18 protein-coding genes are annotated in these 16,634 nt (G+C 38.8%); 10 read left to right on the top strand and 8 right to left on the bottom strand.

Annotation, left to right across the window (positions count from 1 at the left end; all coding sequences use genetic code 11):
* Positions 1-21: 21 nt before the first annotated feature.
* From I5J82_RS00565 to I5J82_RS00555, 3 genes are all read right to left on the bottom strand, one after another.
* A complete protein-coding gene (locus I5J82_RS00565; protein WP_198766202.1) occupies positions 22-1,158 on the bottom strand; it encodes a DUF445 domain-containing protein in 1,137 nt (378 codons plus the stop codon).
* Between the two features lie 68 nt (positions 1,159-1,226).
* Positions 1,227-1,916, bottom strand: coding sequence for a Dph6-related ATP pyrophosphatase (locus I5J82_RS00560; RefSeq protein ID WP_198766201.1), 690 nt, complete (start codon positions 1,914-1,916; stop codon positions 1,227-1,229).
* A 20-nt stretch (positions 1,917-1,936) separates the two neighbouring features.
* Entirely contained in the window at positions 1,937-2,554 is a 618-nt protein-coding gene (locus I5J82_RS00555; protein WP_332873613.1) for a polysaccharide deacetylase family protein, read from the bottom strand.
* 131 nt (positions 2,555-2,685) lie between these two features.
* On the opposite strand from I5J82_RS00555, the gene I5J82_RS00550 reads away from it, so the two are divergent.
* The 4 genes from I5J82_RS00550 to I5J82_RS00535 all read left to right on the top strand — a co-directional run bounded on the left by I5J82_RS00550 (position 2,686) and on the right by I5J82_RS00535 (position 6,441).
* The gene (locus tag I5J82_RS00550; protein ID WP_198766200.1) at positions 2,686-3,579 is read left to right on the top strand and encodes a PucR family transcriptional regulator; all 894 of its coding nucleotides are present in this window, start codon (positions 2,686-2,688) and stop codon (positions 3,577-3,579) included.
* Positions 3,580-3,716: 137 nt separating this feature from the next.
* Complete coding sequence (locus I5J82_RS00545) at positions 3,717-4,814, top strand: ABC transporter ATP-binding protein (RefSeq protein ID WP_198766199.1); 1,098 nt, start codon at positions 3,717-3,719, stop codon at positions 4,812-4,814.
* Between the two features lie 201 nt (positions 4,815-5,015).
* On the top strand, positions 5,016-5,795 hold the full coding sequence (locus tag I5J82_RS00540) for a transporter substrate-binding domain-containing protein (RefSeq protein WP_233096369.1): 780 nt from the start codon (positions 5,016-5,018) through the stop codon (positions 5,793-5,795).
* Entirely contained in the window at positions 5,788-6,441 is a 654-nt protein-coding gene (locus I5J82_RS00535) for an amino acid ABC transporter permease (RefSeq protein WP_198766198.1), read from the top strand. Before I5J82_RS00540 ends, I5J82_RS00535 begins: the two co-directional genes overlap by 8 nt.
* 32 nt (positions 6,442-6,473) lie before the next feature.
* On the opposite strand, the gene I5J82_RS00530 is transcribed toward I5J82_RS00535, so the two are convergent.
* Positions 6,474-6,725: a hypothetical protein gene (locus I5J82_RS00530; RefSeq protein WP_233096368.1), complete on the bottom strand. Its 252-nt coding sequence runs from the start codon at positions 6,723-6,725 to the stop codon at positions 6,474-6,476.
* 70 nt (positions 6,726-6,795) lie between these two features.
* The gene (locus I5J82_RS00525; protein WP_066239924.1) at positions 6,796-6,990 is read right to left on the bottom strand and encodes an alpha/beta-type small acid-soluble spore protein; all 195 of its coding nucleotides are present in this window, start codon (positions 6,988-6,990) and stop codon (positions 6,796-6,798) included.
* 186 nt (positions 6,991-7,176) lie between these two features.
* Between I5J82_RS00525 and I5J82_RS00520 the strand changes: the two genes are divergently transcribed.
* Positions 7,177-7,485, top strand: a complete 309-nt coding sequence (locus I5J82_RS00520) for an ArsR/SmtB family transcription factor (protein ID WP_066391336.1) — start codon at positions 7,177-7,179, stop codon at positions 7,483-7,485.
* A gap of 455 nt (positions 7,486-7,940) precedes the next feature.
* Here the strand turns inward: I5J82_RS00520 and I5J82_RS00515 are convergent, their stop codons facing one another.
* Positions 7,941-9,458, bottom strand: a complete 1,518-nt coding sequence (locus I5J82_RS00515; protein ID WP_198766197.1) for an aldehyde dehydrogenase family protein — start codon at positions 9,456-9,458, stop codon at positions 7,941-7,943.
* A 142-nt stretch (positions 9,459-9,600) separates the two neighbouring features.
* Between I5J82_RS00515 and I5J82_RS00510 the strand changes: the two genes are divergently transcribed.
* The 4 genes from I5J82_RS00510 (at position 9,601) to ymzB (ending at position 12,865) form a co-directional block, all read left to right on the top strand.
* Positions 9,601-10,383 carry an SDR family NAD(P)-dependent oxidoreductase gene (locus I5J82_RS00510; protein WP_233096367.1) on the top strand — a complete coding sequence of 261 codons (783 nt, stop codon included), beginning with the start codon at positions 9,601-9,603 and terminating at the stop codon, positions 10,381-10,383.
* A gap of 198 nt (positions 10,384-10,581) precedes the next feature.
* On the top strand, positions 10,582-11,820 hold the full coding sequence (locus I5J82_RS00505) for a DUF2157 domain-containing protein (protein ID WP_198766196.1): 1,239 nt from the start codon (positions 10,582-10,584) through the stop codon (positions 11,818-11,820).
* The gene (locus I5J82_RS00500) at positions 11,813-12,334 is read left to right on the top strand and encodes a GDYXXLXY domain-containing protein (protein WP_198766195.1); all 522 of its coding nucleotides are present in this window, start codon (positions 11,813-11,815) and stop codon (positions 12,332-12,334) included. Before I5J82_RS00505 ends, I5J82_RS00500 begins: the two co-directional genes overlap by 8 nt.
* 198 nt (positions 12,335-12,532) lie before the next feature.
* Entirely contained in the window at positions 12,533-12,865 is a 333-nt protein-coding gene (gene ymzB, locus I5J82_RS00495) for a protein YmzB (protein ID WP_198766194.1), read from the top strand.
* Positions 12,866-12,891: 26 nt separating this feature from the next.
* Here the strand turns inward: ymzB and I5J82_RS00490 are convergent, their stop codons facing one another.
* Positions 12,892-14,214, bottom strand: coding sequence for a globin-coupled sensor protein (locus I5J82_RS00490; protein ID WP_198766193.1), 1,323 nt, complete (start codon positions 14,212-14,214; stop codon positions 12,892-12,894).
* Positions 14,215-14,384: 170 nt separating this feature from the next.
* Here I5J82_RS00490 and I5J82_RS00485 point away from each other — a divergent pair, with 170 nt between their 5' ends.
* A complete protein-coding gene (locus I5J82_RS00485) occupies positions 14,385-14,537 on the top strand; it encodes a hypothetical protein (protein ID WP_171005532.1) in 153 nt (50 codons plus the stop codon).
* A 72-nt stretch (positions 14,538-14,609) separates the two neighbouring features.
* On the opposite strand, the gene I5J82_RS00480 is transcribed toward I5J82_RS00485, so the two are convergent.
* Positions 14,610-16,634 carry an ABC transporter ATP-binding protein gene (locus I5J82_RS00480; protein ID WP_198766192.1) on the bottom strand — a complete coding sequence of 675 codons (2,025 nt, stop codon included), beginning with the start codon at positions 16,632-16,634 and terminating at the stop codon, positions 14,610-14,612.

Here is a 16,634-nt window from a genome sequence, read left to right as displayed (position 1 = left end):
CGGTACCCACTATAACAGACTCTACAAAAATAGTACAAGGATACCCTGAAATACACCTATAATTCCACCTAAGAGAGCTCCAAGCCATGTAATCATCTTAAGTTCACTTTTTGCAATCGAGATGATGATTTCCTCTAGACGTTCCAGAGAAAATGCCTCAACTTGTTCTTCCACAATCTTAGCAAGATGCATCTTTTCAAGCAGCATTTCTAATCGTGCGACAAATAGGTCAAGACCCGCAGCCACTGCTTTTGGTGTTAGGTCATCAACAACCCAGCTCTCAACTGAACTCGCTAACGAAGAAACAGGTGTGTTTAAATACTCTTCGATCGGAAGTCTTGCGGTAATTTCTTTTGCTAGACCTGTTGTCATTTCAGGCATGTTCAGTAACCCAAGCGCTTCATCCATTCTTTTTTCCATAAAGTTGCGATATTCTTGCTGGATAAGATTCAGCACGGTATCCCTTGTGTTTTCATGTTTCATAAACTTGATCAGTTCTGGTTGTACTTTTTCCGCGATGCTTACATTCCCGAAGAACATAGACACCATATTAACGAGCATCCCTTTGTCCATTAGAAATGCATCAATGCCACTCGCTAGTGATTTCCGGCCTTCTTCGCTCTCTAAATAAAGAACGCCTTTGTTCAAGAGCCAATCTACGACTTCTGGTAGCTTTTCTTCACCTGCAGCAACAAATTTTTCTGGCAGTATTTCTTTCATTTCCTTGCCGTTTGATTCCTGAAGCATTACATTCATTCGAGTACTCAGCCATACTTCAGTTGTCGTTTGGATTCGGTTCTGAACATCGTCCACACCAAAATCTTGTTTAAGCAGTTGACTGATCGTCATATCACTCTTTAAAAAGCGTTTCACTTCTATCTGAACGAGTTCGGTCATCTCATTGCGAAAATCAACATCGTTAATTTTCGCTTGCACTCCTTCTGCGGTCAGAAGATGCTTAGTTACGGTTTCACCAAGTTGAACAGCAAGTTGTTTTCTTCGCTTCGGTATAAGTCCAGGAGTGAATGGAACTCTATATTTACCAATGTATACTGTATTAAACGGTCGAAATAACATCCGGATTGCAATAGAGTTTGTTAATCCCCCAATAAACGCACCGACGATCGCCATGATTGAAATTGAAATCCATACGTCCATATTTTTGTCTCCACTCTAGATTCTATTTTCCTAGTATACGTGAATTATAATTATGCTAAACACTTAGCCTACCCTTTCGGAAGGATATCCACATAATAAAAACGATCTTCATTACTGATCATATCTCTTACCATTCGCGTCTCCCCTAAGGTGTACGTAACAGGAAAGGAAAAGTTCGGTCCATCAAAAACAAAGGTGTGAAATTCTCCGTTTTCACCACATATATCATGCTTGTTCGGATAGTCTTCTATAAACTCCTCGTCTATGACACGGCCAGTAAAGGAGGGATCTATTTTTAGTGTATCAGAGCAACATACAACAGTCTTAAACCCGTTACGTAAGAACTCATCAATAATTTCCTCAGAACTCTCGCCCCATATTGGAAAGATTGGCGTGATCCCTGTACCGTCTAACATTTTTTCGCGGTACTCTTTTACATCTTCTAAGAAAATATCGCCAAACATGATGTACTGTATACCATCGGATATGATGTCATCAACAGCATTTTTCATTCTTTGTTGGTATAGATCATTCGGACAATCTTTAGGTATCCAAACCACTCGAAGCGGTATACCAAGTGATTTTGCCTGCATTTCTAAAAGCTCATTACGAACGCCATGCATGGTTGTCCGCTCATAGTCCTCTGTCAACGTAGTTAGTAAGGAATCAATCTCCCATTCTTCAGACTTCTGTAGTCGATACAGAGCTAAAATAGAGTCTTTTCCTCCACTAAATGAAACGACAATTCTTTTCTTCATCTTGGCCGCTCCCTATTTAACTATTTAGGAGGCAATAAGAACTCATAGCCTTCTAGTTTTAATTCAGAAATCAGTTCATCTAAAATTTCTACCGTTTGCTTTAGTTCATGAAGCAAGATAACAGAGCCATCCTCAGCATGATTCAAGATATTATGAACTATGTGTAAAGGATTCTGTTTGGGTTCCCAGTCGAGACCCGCCACTTCCCATAAGAAAGGGACCACTCCGAGCTCTTTTAGAACTTGCAATGTATCTTCATTAAACTGTCCGTAAGGCGGACGAAAATACTTTACTTTTTGACCCGTTAGTGTCTCTATCTGTTTCAAATTCGTAGTAATATCATGCAGCTGGTCACTATAAGAAAGTCTTGTTAAAACGCGATGACGCAATGAATGTCCACCGATCATATGACCTTCCTCTATCACACGTTTCCAAGGACGATTTTTATGCAACAACTTTGACTGCCAAAAGAACAGCGCTTTGACATTATTTTTTTTGAGAATATCCAGCAGTTCAACCAAAACGGAGGATGGCCCATCATCAAATGTAAGAATCAGTGATTTTGATCCTTTTGGTGGTTCCTGCTTGTCCCAATTTTTTTTATTTGTCCAGATTTCTTTATTATCCCAGTCGTACACGACCGTTGCAGAAGTTACTCAAGGACACGATTTCATGGTGTCTCCTCCTTCTTGGGAATCTGTTAGTTTAGTTAACCACATAACATTGCTATAATAATAGCAAGCTTTTTCTTGAAAGGATATGAAAAAGGATGCTCGATAAGCTAAAGAAGCACTATAAGAATTCCATAACAACAGACCTCTCTCAGCAGCATGGATTTTACTGGTTCCTTTCAGATGACAGCGAACCATTCGGTATTTCTAAATCTGCTGTTTCAGAATCAGAACTAACATTACTTCGATCGATGTTTAACACATATGAAAATGATAATCTTGCAAATACTTTTTCAGCACAGCAGTTAAAATGGAAATCGCTTCTTTTTGATGAAAAAACAACAACGGAAGAGGGTTTCTATCGATTTGTACACTTTTTTAGCAAGCAGCCGATTACCGATTATGCTTCTTTTTCAGAAGCGGTCAATGGACTTTTTCCGGAGGATTCTGTTCTTCTTCTTAACAGAGACCTTAAGAGTGGCGTTATTATCGAGACATCAAAACAGGAGTTTAGTGAAACACCTTATGAAGCGTTAAAAGACATGCTCTCTACAGACTTTTATTTAGATATTTCTATTTATATAGGGTGCTATAACAATCAACTTCATCACGCAAAAGAAACATACGACAGAGAGCAACAGCAGTTCTTAGAGGTTAGAAATTGCTTGATGCCTAAATCCGTGTATACGGTCCCTGATATCGTTCCCTATATCCTTCTTCAGACCGCCAGTCCGATGGCCGATCAAACATTAACATCACTAGTAGAAGAATGGCGAGAAGAAGACGAGGAAACGCTAAAAAGCATCAAAGTATTTGTTGAATGCAACCTTAACGTTTCGTTAGCAGCGAAACAATTATATATTCACCGAAACAGCCTTCAATATCGTGTGGAAAAGTTTTATGACAAAACAGGTATTGATGTTAAGCAATTGAAGAATGCACTCACCGTTTACTTGGCCATTCTTCTTATCGAACAAAAAGATCTTCGCTAGCTTCAAAAATCCTCTTTGTGCACATTGCATAAAGAGTTTTTTTTATTTTAGGCATGTCGTCCATTTACGATTACTGATATGAAAGCGTAAACTTAAAATATTAAGAAAACGTTTACATCGAAAGGGGAATTATTCAAATGGCAGGTATTAAATTAAATAACATCGTCAAAAGATATGAAAATAAAGTAACAGCTGTACATGATTTCAACCTCGATATTTCGGATAAAGAATTCATCGTATTCGTAGGACCATCTGGTTGCGGTAAATCAACAACACTTCGTATGATCGCTGGTCTAGAAGAAATTTCTGAAGGTGATCTAATCATCGACGATCGTGTAGTAAACGATGTAGCTCCAAAAGATCGTGACATCGCGATGGTTTTCCAAAACTATGCCCTGTATCCTCACATGAACGTTTATGACAACATGGCATTCGGACTTAAGCTTAGAAAGTTCAGCAAAGAAGAAATTGAAAAGCGTGTTAAAGAAGCAGCACGTATTCTTGGTCTTGAGCAATACTTGGATCGTAAACCAAAAGCACTTTCAGGTGGTCAGCGTCAGCGTGTTGCACTAGGACGTGCCATCGTTCGTGATGCAAAGGTATTCTTGATGGATGAGCCGTTATCGAACCTAGATGCAAAACTTCGTGTTCAGATGCGTGCAGAGATCACAAAGCTTCACCAACGTCTGCAAACGACTACAATCTACGTAACGCATGACCAAACAGAAGCAATGACGATGGCAACACGTATCGTTGTTATGAAAGACGGACGTATCCAGCAAGTTGGATCTCCGAAAGAAGTATACGATACTCCTGAAAATGTCTTTGTTGGTGGATTTATCGGAAGCCCTGCAATGAACTTCTTGAACGGTACGCTTGAAGACGGATTCTTTAAAGTAGGTGACACGAAGATTGCCGTTCCTGGCGGAAAAATGAAGATTCTACAAGAAAAAGGCTACAACAACAAAGATGTTATTCTAGGTATCCGTCCTGAAGATATTCATGACGAGCCTGTATTCTTAGAGTCATCTTCAAACACGAAGATTGAAGCGAAGATCGACGTTGCTGAACTGATGGGTGCTGAAACGTTCTTGTACTCTACAGTTAGCGGACAAGATTTTATCGCACGAGTAGATTCACGTACAGACATTCGCAACGGTCAGGACATTTCCTTAGCGTTTGACATGAACAAAGCACATTTCTTTGATAAAGAAACGGAGCTACGTATCCGTTAAATCTCAAATTAAGTAAAGGGTTGATCTAAAGATTTCATTCTTTGGGTCACCTTTTTTTTGTGCATAAAAGGATTTCTTGTAATTCCCCTGTTATTTTTTTCTTTATCGGGGAAAATGTTAAATGATTGACGAAATCGTCGTTCGTTTATAAAATTAATTCTATAAAAATTGTCGGGATTGTCCTGACGAGGAGGACTTCAATTGAAAAACACATTTAAATTCCTGTCAGCTCTCGCTCTTTCTGTCATTCTGTTGTCAGCATGCGGAAATTCTGACGAGTCAAAATCAGGTTCAGGTTCAGATAAAAAAGTACTTACAATAGGTACAGAAGCTACATATCCACCATTCTCCTACCGTGATAAAAAGACAAACGAAATCACAGGATATGATGTTGAAGTAGCAAAGGAAGTAGCAAAACGCCTTGATATGGAGCCGAAGTTTGTAGCCACTGAATGGAAGAACATGTTTACTTCTCTAGACTCTAAACGATTTGATCTTGTAGCGAATCAAGTAACCATTACGGATGAAAGAAAAGCTAAATATGATTTCTCTACTCCATATACCGTTTCTGGCGGACAAGTTATCGTCAACAAAGATAACAAAGATATTAAAGGGATTGAAGATTTAAAAGGCAAAGTAGTCGGTACAACACAAGGAAGTAACTATGCTGCTGAAGCTGAAAAAGCTGGAGCAAAAACAAAGTTCTATAAAGGTGCTGCACAAGTCTTAACTGATCTTGATGTTAATCGTGTAGATGCTGCAATGAACGATCAGCTTTTCATCCTGACAGAATTAAAGAAAACAGATTATAACGTTAAAGCTGTTGGTGAGCCATTTAACGAGAACGAAATGGCATTTGCATTCCGAAAAGATGACAAAGATCTAATTAAAGATGTAAACAAAGCTCTTGAAGAAATGAAGAATGACGGTACACTGAAAAAGCTCTCCGAAAAATATTTTGGAGAAAACGTAAGTGAATAACCTATCAGAAATACTGATCAACTCCCTCCCCTATTTGCTGGAGGGAGCTGTTTTTACTATCGTCATCAGCCTTGTATCCATTTTCGGAGCGCTTATTTTTGGATTGGTCATTGCTTTATGCAGGATGTCATCTAATAAATTCTTGTCAGGGATTGCTAAAGGGTATATTTCTTTCTTCAGAGGAACGCCATTATTAATTCAATTATTAATTCTTTATAACGGCTTTACGTTTATTTATGTACCCGAGGGCTGGCAAGCGGCGCTTGCTGGACTCATACTCCACTTTAGTGCCTATATTGCAGAATCGTATCGAGGTGCTATTCAGTCGATCGAAAAAGGGCAATGGGAAGCTGCTTTCTCTCTTGGAATGAACAGATATCTTACGTATAAAGAAGTTATTCTCCCTCAAGCATGGAGAATTTCTATTCCATCCGTTTGGAATTCACTGATTGATATCGTTAAGGCCTCTTCATTAGCATCTGTAATTACCGTACCAGAGCTTACCTTAATGGCCGATCAAATTAGCGCGTCACAACTTATCGTACTTCCCGTTCTCTTAGAAGCTGCAGTCATCTATTGGATTTTAACTTCTCTATTGGATGGTCTTCGAGTATTGCTTGAAAGAAGAATCAAAATCAGCCAATAAACCTTCATGTCTCTTTGGATATGAAGGTTTTTTCACTCCCATTCACCAATGAAAAAAAGAACTTCTTGATGACAAGCATCACAATAAAAAACGTGTGGGCACTGGCTGTCTGTAAAATTATCTGGATAGCCATCCTCTAGTTTTAGTTCATCCACTTCCATGTAGGGGCTGTAATCGTCGAAAAAGTCACTCACTCTTCCTTGATCTTGAACCGCTCTTCCGCATTCTGGACACCGGACGTTTATGGTTTGAAAGTTATTACAGATCGGACACATCGCCATCATTATCAACTCCAGTTCGATTTAAAAAGAGGGTGGATTCCTCCACCCCCCTTTGTATCAACTACAAGCTAAGTTAGCGATTACCGCCACTTAACTGCTGCTGACCCATTGCGACTAAACGTTTTGTCATTTCCCCACCAACCGAGCCATTCGCACGAGCAGTTGTATCTGGGCCAAGTGTAACACCGAACTCAGATGCGATCTCATATTTCATTTGATCAATTGCTTGCTGTGCTCCTGGGACAACCAATTTATTTCTTCTTGCCATGTGTTTCACCCCCTTGCACTTATTGTGTATCTCACCGTGTTCTATATTCGCTCATGGCACTGGCAATATATAGCGATGTTCCCATTACAAATCGGTAAGATATTCAAAAAGGTTGTCTATTTGGTTTATACTGAATTATAGTAAGATGAAATCATGTGATGATTATGAAAAAGTTGGTGAAAGAATATGTCAAATGAATATGCAGTAGAGATGTTCAGAAAAACAATCCCTTTGTTTCAAGCATTAGGTGACCCAGTCAGACAAGACCTTGTCCTGCTTTTAGCGGAAACAGATAAAATGAATGTAACGGATATCGCGAGTCAATCTCCTATGTCACGGCCAACAGTCTCCCATCACTTAAAAATATTACGAGAAGCTGGAATTGTTGGGACCGAGAAAAAAGGGAAAGAGATTTTTTATTTCTTAACTCTTGACCAAACCGTGGTTCAGCTCAAACAGCTCATTCACATTATTGAAGAGGAATGTATTCTGTAGATTTTTGTTAAATTCGTATGTCTTGTGGGGAGTTGATTTCCGTTCCAGGTGCTCGCTTTCCGGGGGGTGTGCGGTGAGCCACCTTGCCGCTTTGCGCCATAAGGTGTCTCACCTGTCACACTGATCCCCCAAAAGTCTTCCACCTTACACTACAATCAACCTTTCAAAGATGCCTTTTTAAAAACTCAAAAGCAACACCTTTTAAAGAACTTAACTGTCATTTCTATTGAAAAAAGACTTCTAAAAAGCGATTCAGCATGATTGGCTGAATCGCTTTTATTTTAGCTAACTTTTCTTTTTGTTATTACTTCATTGACAAGATGATTGAAGTGGAAGTGTCGAGACTCCTAAGGGCGCATAGCGGCAGGAGGCTGACCGTTCGCCCCGTTGAAAGCGAGCATCTATAACGGAAATCAACTACATTCAAAAGCAACTCTGCAAAGCGAAAACAGTTCTTATTTTTTCCGAAGCTGTTTGATGCCTGAACGTATTAATTCAGCCCTCTGTTTGCTGTTTGAAAAATAGGCTTTGATCAATGTTCTTATTTTTGAGTATTTATTTTCATACGGATACCAATTCACTTCTCTTTGTTTGATTCCAGCATCCTTCATCACAGACATCTGACGAGTAAAAATGAACAAGCCTTCGTCTCCATGATATCTGCCTACACCGCTGCTTTTCACACCGCCAAATGGTAGATGGGGATTTGCAACTGAAACCATCACATCATTAATCACTGCACTGCCTGTTACAAGCTTTGAAGTCACACGATTCGCTCTCGTCGAATCCTTTGTCCATACACTTGCATTTAAACCAAACTCCGTGCTGTTCGCCTTTTCAATCGCTTCTTCCTCTGATGCAAACGATGTCACTGGCAGTACAGGTCCAAACGTCTCTTCCTTTATAATGCTCATTTCTTCTGTAACATTCGTTAAGATCATTGGTTCTAAATACATGCTTTCTCCCCAATGATCAGGATGTTTGCCCGTTAGCAGAAGAGCTCCTTTGTCTAATGCATCCTTCACGTGATTTCTAATGATCTCTTTTTGGTGAGGAAAAGTTAATGAACCTATATCCTCACCAAGCTTAAGTTTCTTCGTTTCTTCCACAAGTCGATCGATGAACTCACCATGAATCGCATGTTGCACATAAACTCTCTCGATCGACATGCAGACTTGTCCCGCATTCGTGAATGCCCCCCAAACTGCACCATTAACTGCTCTATTTATGTGAGCATCTTCAAATACAATCATAGGATCTTTTCCGCCAAGCTCGAGTGTATAAGGAATAAAGCGCGTGCTTGCTTCAACACCAATCTTACGCCCTGTCTCTACAGATCCTGTAAAAAAGATTCCGTCCGGCGTACCAGAAACTAAAGCTTGTCCAAGCTCTTTTCCCCCGTGCGCAACTTGAAGGACATTTTTAGGCAGATTTACTTCTCTCGCAATTTTTTCAATCAACAGTCCAATCGTAGGTGTAACCTCAGATGGTTTTAAAATCACAGAATTCCCCGCCATCAACGCAGATATTACAGGTGTCATCGACAATTGAAAAGGATAGTTCCATGGAGAGATGACTAAAACTGTTCCTAAAGGAAAATAATCCACATACGAAGATTTACCGATAAAAAGAAGCGGGGTGGAAACTTTTTTCCGCTTTAAAATTTTTGGTGCGCGCTTTTCATAATGTCCAATGATATCAATAACAGGCATAAGATCTGCTGTTAGCGCTTCAGTCTTCACCTTTCCAGTCGCAGCACAAATTTCATCTACAAGTTCATCCATGTTATCTAGCAGATACTGCTTAATTTTTTTTATAAACGTTAATCGAGCTTCTAACGAACGAGTGGACCAATATTGAAAAGCAGCAGACGCTTTTTCATACATTTCAGGTACTTGATTTTCTCCCGTTTCCAGCCACTGATCAATGGTTTCACCTGTTGCAGGGTGTTTTGCAATCATTACGTTTTTCATGGTGCGCACCTCCTTTGTCAAAATATTCATTTTTCTTTTATCATACCTTTTTTAACTAGTTATTGTTTATTTATTTTTAAAGATATGTTATCATGTTGATATTCTTAAACATATAAACATGATATAAGAAAGGATGTTTCTTATGATAAATAATAAAAATGCTCTCATTACAGGTGCCTCAAGCGGAATTGGTCTTGAATTTGCCAATCTCTTTGCAAAAGACGGCTATCACTTGGTGCTTACAGCTAGAAATGAGACAAAGCTTAATGAAATTGCCGAGCAAATGTCAAAAAAATACGGTATTAACGTTACCGTATTTGCAAAAGATTTAAGCAAAACAGACGCTGCGGAAGAACTGACTGCAGAGATAATTGCAAAAGGTATAAAGATTGACGTTTTGATCAACAATGCAGGATTTGCTGCTTATGGACCGTTTAACGAGACATCATGGAAAGATGAAAAAGAGATGATTCAAGTTAACATTACCGCCCTAACAACAATGACTAAACAGCTCCTTCCTGGAATGATTAAGCGTAATCGAGGAAAGATCCTAAATGTAGCCTCAACTGCAGCTTTCCAACCTGGACCTTTAATGGCGGTGTATTATGCGACAAAAGCATATGTACTTTCCTTCTCAGAAGCAATCAACTATGAACTACGCCATACAGATGTTAGCGTTACTGCTCTTTGCCCGGGAGCTACAGCTACAAACTTCGAAAAGCGTGCAAGCCTTGAATCTTCTCGTTTGTTTCAATCAGGTGCGATGGATGCGAGCGATGTTGCACGGTCAGGCTACAATGCCTTAATGTCTAAAGATTCAATAGCAATTCCAGGATTTAAAAATAAAGCTTTGGCTAACATCGTTCGATTCTTGCCTCGAAAGACCGTTTTAAAAATCGTGCATTATGTACAAGACAAAAAATAAATGTAATAATTTTGAGAACAGCCTGGATAGCTGTTCTCTTTTTGTTCACCTTGTCTAAACATAAGAATTCGTATACACTTTTCAATTTATTGCTTGATAACAAGATTTACTTTGTGTAATATTACACTAAAAGAGAATATTGGTGTTTCGTCCTGTTTTATAAGGACTTTACATATACATGAATTGAGGTGGTAAAACATGAACAAACAATGGATGAGAAAAGAAGGTCAAAAATGGATCGCTGACAACATCATCACTGAAGATCAGTTAGATTTAATCGTTGCAAGATATCCAGATTCCGAAGACAAGCGAAAAGTTACTGGTGTATTACCCATTTTAGCCAGTATTTTAATCGGCATCGGTATCTTATCTTTCATCGCTTCAAATTGGGGAGAAATCTCACCCATCGCCAGACTTTCCTTACTTATCGTGTTTATGCTGAGTTTTTACTTTTCTGGTGAACGGTATTTGAAAACAGGCCATCATTCATTAGGAACTTCCCTTAATCTTCTTGGAATTATTACATTTGGAGCAAGCATCATTCTCTTAGGTCAAACTTTTCATTTAAATGCCGTCGATGCTCGTTTATTCGTATTTTGGAGCCTTCCTGCCATCTTTTATTTATTCAGAGATCGCCACAAGCTTTATTTCTTTCTTCTTGGGCTACTAACAGTTGGAGGGCAACTTTACAGCATAAATGAATTTCAAAGCTTTAGTTATCTTTTATGTATTCTTTTTATAATAGCTGTTGGAGGCTTTGTTTTCTTATATCCGTCCACTCTAAAATCTTGGGTTTTCACGATTGGACTCAGTATTCAAGGTCTCATGTTTATTACGGTTAATGATATTAATCTACTATGGTTCTTCATATTTGGATTTGCGCTATTTACAAGTGGCTTATGGGTTGAAAAGAACGTATTTAAACAACCGTTTAATCGACTAGGAACACTCATTGGCTTTGGTTTTGCTTACGGTTTATATTTCTTGCTTACAAATGAATTTTCTTCAGATTTAGAGCTGCCTAATCCTTATCTATTCATTCCTGTTTTGGTCGTCCTATTCGCTCTATCAGTCATCAGAAAACGTCAGGAGAATTTATACTTGCATGCATGGGAACTATTAATTTTCTTGCCGTTCTTTTACCTTGTTAAAGTGACGGATTCATTAATAGTAGGCATTATCTATTTGGTTATCATGTTCGTTTTTTCGGGATACAAGCTTTCTGAAGGCTATCGGAACGAAAGTCGTTCGCAAATCAATTTTGGAATCGTACTCTTTTTGCTAGTTTGTTTAATGGGATACTTCAATCTGGCATGGTCTTTTATGCCAAAGTCCATCTTCTTCTTATTTGGCGGAGTTCTTTTATTCATACTAAATGCGTTTCTCCAACGTAAGAAAAAGCAGATCTTAAGAAACGGGGGTCCGCATCATGATTAAAAAAAGAGGTTGGATGATCGCTGCCCTTCTGCAAGTTCTTTTCCTGCTCTTTATCGTAGGAAGTTATTACAGCATCGATTATTTTGGAAAAGAGATCAAGATTAAGACCGTTCCCGTCGATCCAAGAGACCTTTTGTATGGTGACTATGTGACACTTCACTATGATATTAGTACAGCTCCTCTCAAGAGTTATGAAGGAGATGCAGCTGAACTCGAACGCGGTAATCATAAAGCTTATGTTGTTCTGCAACCAAATAAAGAAGGATATTATGTCATTAATAAGGTTTATTCAGAAAAACCCAAAGTAACGGAAAATCAGGTTTTATTAACAGCGAAAGCTGAAAAAGTCTGGGGTGAAGGCTCCTTCAATCAAATCCAGCTTACTTATGGATTTGAGAGGTACTATGTTCAGGAGAACACGGGAAAAGAACTTGAACAGCAAGCAAGAGACATGGATGTTATCATAAGTGTTGCACCTTGGGGAGCTCATAAAATTGTGGAGCTGAACCCTTAAATGCTGAACGACTCATAAAGAGCTAAAAAGCTTTTTATGAGTTTTTTCGTTTATAAAAAGAGACATATACAACAGCATCCCCACTAAAATCGTTAGACCAAAAAAATCTCACTCTTAAAAATTTTTATATCTAATTACTCATTATTCTCCGGTTTAAGTTTAAGGATTACGGGAAAATTGAATAATGAGGTGAAAACAATGTCAGATACTAAAATTATCGAACTAAAAGATGTACTAAATGGATGGTCTGGTAACCAGATTTCTATTCGCAAAGAAGAAGCAGGAGATCTAGATCAAATCAGAATTTCACTAGATAAAGCAACCTTTGAACAAAGAGACGCACATGACGACTATCTAGGTGACCACATATTGTTTTTACACGGTACAGCTTATGCATCTGAAGAAGGCTCACAAGTGGAGCTGCCTACAATTACGTACGAAATACCAATCGACGGGATTAATGATATTCGAACAGACGATAACATCGTTTCATTCGAAACCAATAGAGCACAATATGTTATCAATAAATAAAGAAGAGATCCCGCGGGATCCCTTCTTTATTCTTGTTGCATGCTTTTCGTAACATTTGTTAACGAATCTGCTGAAACCGCAATCTGACCTACAGCGTGACTCAACTCTTCTATAACTTCTGCCATCACTTCTACTTCTCTTTCGAGCTTTCCGCTTCGATCCGTACTCTCATCCATCTTAGAAAGAATGGCTACAAAGAAATCTGATATTTCCGTAGCTTCACTTACACTATCGTTTATATAATTGTGAATACTTTCAACGGATTGAGTTACAGCTTCAATTCGTTTGTGCGTATTCTTTACAAGTTCTGAAACACCTGAAACAGAGGTCTTTGTTTGATCTGCTAACTTTCGAACTTCATGAGCGACGACGGAGAATCCTTTTCCAGCTTCTCCTGCTCTAGCAGCTTCTATCGCTGCGTTAAGAGAAAGAAGGTTCGTCTGTTCAGCAATCGCTGTTACGATGTCTACAACATCGTTAATTTTTACTGTTGCTTGTTCCAAGTTGATTAATTCAGCTGTAATTTGCTCTGATTGGTCTTTTACTTTTAGAATCATTTGTTGATGATCGTCTAGCTTGTTCTTACCTGCTAACGAATTATTGGATACCTGTACGGCTGATTCTGCTGTGTTCTTTGCAAAAACGACCACTTCATCAGCCTTTGACGTTAACTCTTCTAGAGCAGCACTCGTTTCTTCTGAGATACTCGCTAACTCTTCTACAGAATCACCAACAGATACCGCAATCTGCTTTTTTTGCTCTTCATGTTGTTCCCTTTGTTTTACTTGCTCTAATTCAAAAGCTTCTAGGACAATCTGCTGCTCAAAATTCAAGAGCTTCGTTACTGCTTTAACAGCAAGTTGATACTCTTCTTTGTTATCAATATGTTTGTCCAAAATAGATAAAAAGGATAGCAGCATATCCTGAAAAGAACAGATATACCATTTAGGTTCGAGACCAATTTTAAAATGGATGTGGGCAATCACTTTTCTTTGCTCTATGTATGCTGTATCGATAACCCCATCAAACATTTCTTGTATGTGCTTAATCAATGTCACTTGAAGCTTATTAACTGAGCTGTGTTTTTGAATAATTTCCATCAAGCCAGGAACATGTTCGATATTCATATAAAACCGGTGTACAATCTCACTTATGTTCTCAGAGATGAACGGTTTGATCGACCGAATGATTGCTAAATCATCCACTGTTAAGGAAATCATGTTTAATTGCTTCTGCCACTCACTGTTAGGGGATATTATGATTTTTACGTCTTCTTTAAGGTTGTCAATAGGATCAAGTACTGCTGTCGTACTCTTCTTTTTTGTTAAAATGCTTAAAATAGATGCCAATTTAATTTCCTTCTTCCCTTATATTCACTTTTTCACCCAATATGTTGCAATTACATGCGACTAAACGCTCATTTTACATATTCATATGTTTTATCGACCCTTTTAAGGGAATCTTTCACTAAACAAAAATATTTAAAAAAATTTAAAAAATGAAAAGAGGAGTGATTCACATGTGGAAAAAGAGATGGGCAGCTGGAACATTGGCAGCAATGTTAACGTTAGGTGGATTAACTGCTTGCGGTGACGGTGTTGACCAAGACAACGGTGTAGACGATGGCGAACAAAACGATGAGATGGATGAAAAGAATAAAGAAGAAAGTTAAAACTATTTTACAAGCAACCTTCTAAAAAAAACGGATAAGAAAAAGGAGCCCCTATGAGGCTCCTTTTCACGTTTAGCTTACTGCTCGTGTTTCCGTTTTTCCTTGTTGAAGCTGGTACATCTGGAAATAACGTCCCTTTTCTTTCATCAAATCGTCATGACTGCCGCGTTCTACGATCACACCACGATCGAGAACCAGAATTTGATCGGCACTCTTAATCGTAGAAAGTCTGTGTGCAATAATGAAAGTAGTCCTTCCTCTCTTCAACACATCAAGTGCCTCTTGAATCACAGCTTCTGTTTCTGTATCTATACTTGCCGTTGCTTCATCAAGAATTAAGATAGCAGGATTGTATGCTAACGCTCTTGCAAAAGAAATCAATTGGCGCTGACCAGAAGAAAGGGTACTTCCTTTTTCAATAACCGGTTCATCCAATCCTTTGGGCAAGTTGTTGATAAACGGCATTGCTCCTACATCTGTAAGTGCCTTTTCAACTTGTTCCCGCGTGATTTCTGGATTATCTAAGCTCACGTTGGATGTAATTGTTCCTGTAAACAAGAACGGATCTTGTAGAACGATACCCATATGCTGACGAAGCTCCTGTTTAGAAAGCTGCATGATGTCTTGGCCATCGATCATGATTTTCCCCTGTTTAATGTCATAGAAACGGAACAACAGATTCATGATTGAACTTTTCCCAGAACCCGTATGACCGACAAGCGCCACTGTCTCACCTTGATTTGCTTCAAAAGCAATATTTTTAAGGACTGGTTCGCCTTCTACGTAACTGAACGTCACATCTTGAAACTCTACATTCCCTTTATATCGATCGATCTCAGATTCAGTCACTTTCTGTCCAGGCTCATCCATCAGAACAAATACTCGCTCTGCAGATACAAGTGCCTGCTCAAGCTGTGCAAGCTGATTCACCATACCTGTTACAGGATGGAACATACGGTTCAAATAATCTACAAAGGCATACAGAACACCGATTGAAATAACAGAACCCACGCCAAGTGCCTGCCCACCAAAGTGCCAGATGAATGCCATGAACGCAAGGTTCTTTAATAACAACACAAGGTTATGTCCCGTCATCGCGTTAAGGCTTAAGAGCTTATTTTGAAAGGTGAAATATTCTTTGTTCATCGTTTCAAATTCTTCTGAAGTCTCTTTTTGCCTTTTAAAGGCTTGAATAATGGTCATACCGTTAATCGATTCGTTTATCATTCCGTTAATGTCACTCAGCGTAGAACGAATCTTATGATTGTATTTAGACGCAAACTTTCTGTAAACAATGATCCAGACAACGAGAATTGGTACAAGGATCAAACAGATTGTTGCAAGCTTAACATCCAGCAAGAACAACGCGATAAATATCCCTGTCAGATAGATGATTCCTGTAAAAAAGTTTGCTAGTACGTTAATAAATAATTCTTTGATCGCTTCCGTATCATTCGTGATACGAGAAACAATTTTCCCAGCAGGCTGATTATCAAAATACGTAATCGCTACACGCTGAACGTGGGCAAACACATCTTGACGGAGCTTCTTGATAACCAGATTAGATGAGCGCTGCAACATATAGCGCTGACCATACTGAAAGAATGCTGCAAAAACGAGAAGGCCTAAGTAAATCATTGTCAGTTTCATGATTCCAGCGATCTCTGGCTTATAAAAAGCAAATGTTTCACTCGTACTTAGTTTATCTGCCGAATAGGTTTCTGACTTTCCTTTAAAAGAAATCGTCACCTCTTTGTTACTCGCTTTTCGTTCACCATCAAAAGCTATTTTGTTTGGTACAACGAAATAGTCTCTTTTAACTTGTATAACACGTATTTCTTTTCCTTTATCTTCTCCAGGATCAAAATGATCGCTTCGTTTATACCAGTTCCCATCGTATTTCACTGCTTCTTCTTCTTTATTATCTACTTGATGCCATGGCCGCTCAATGCCAAGAATATGGTCATCGATCATCGTCTTGGCGATAAATGGTCCAGTCAGCTCCGCTCCAATGGCAACAGTAAGCATCAGAAGCCCGAGAATAAAGTTCTTTTTATAGTGAAGTGCGTATTGAAACAGGCGTTTTCCAACGTTCAT

The sequence above is a fragment of the Fictibacillus halophilus genome (assembly GCF_016401385.1).
GTDB classification, from domain to species: domain Bacteria; phylum Bacillota; class Bacilli; order Bacillales; family Fictibacillaceae; genus Fictibacillus; species Fictibacillus halophilus.
Note: the sequence above shows the minus strand (reverse complement) of the source record. Positions and strands in the feature narration are given on the sequence as shown.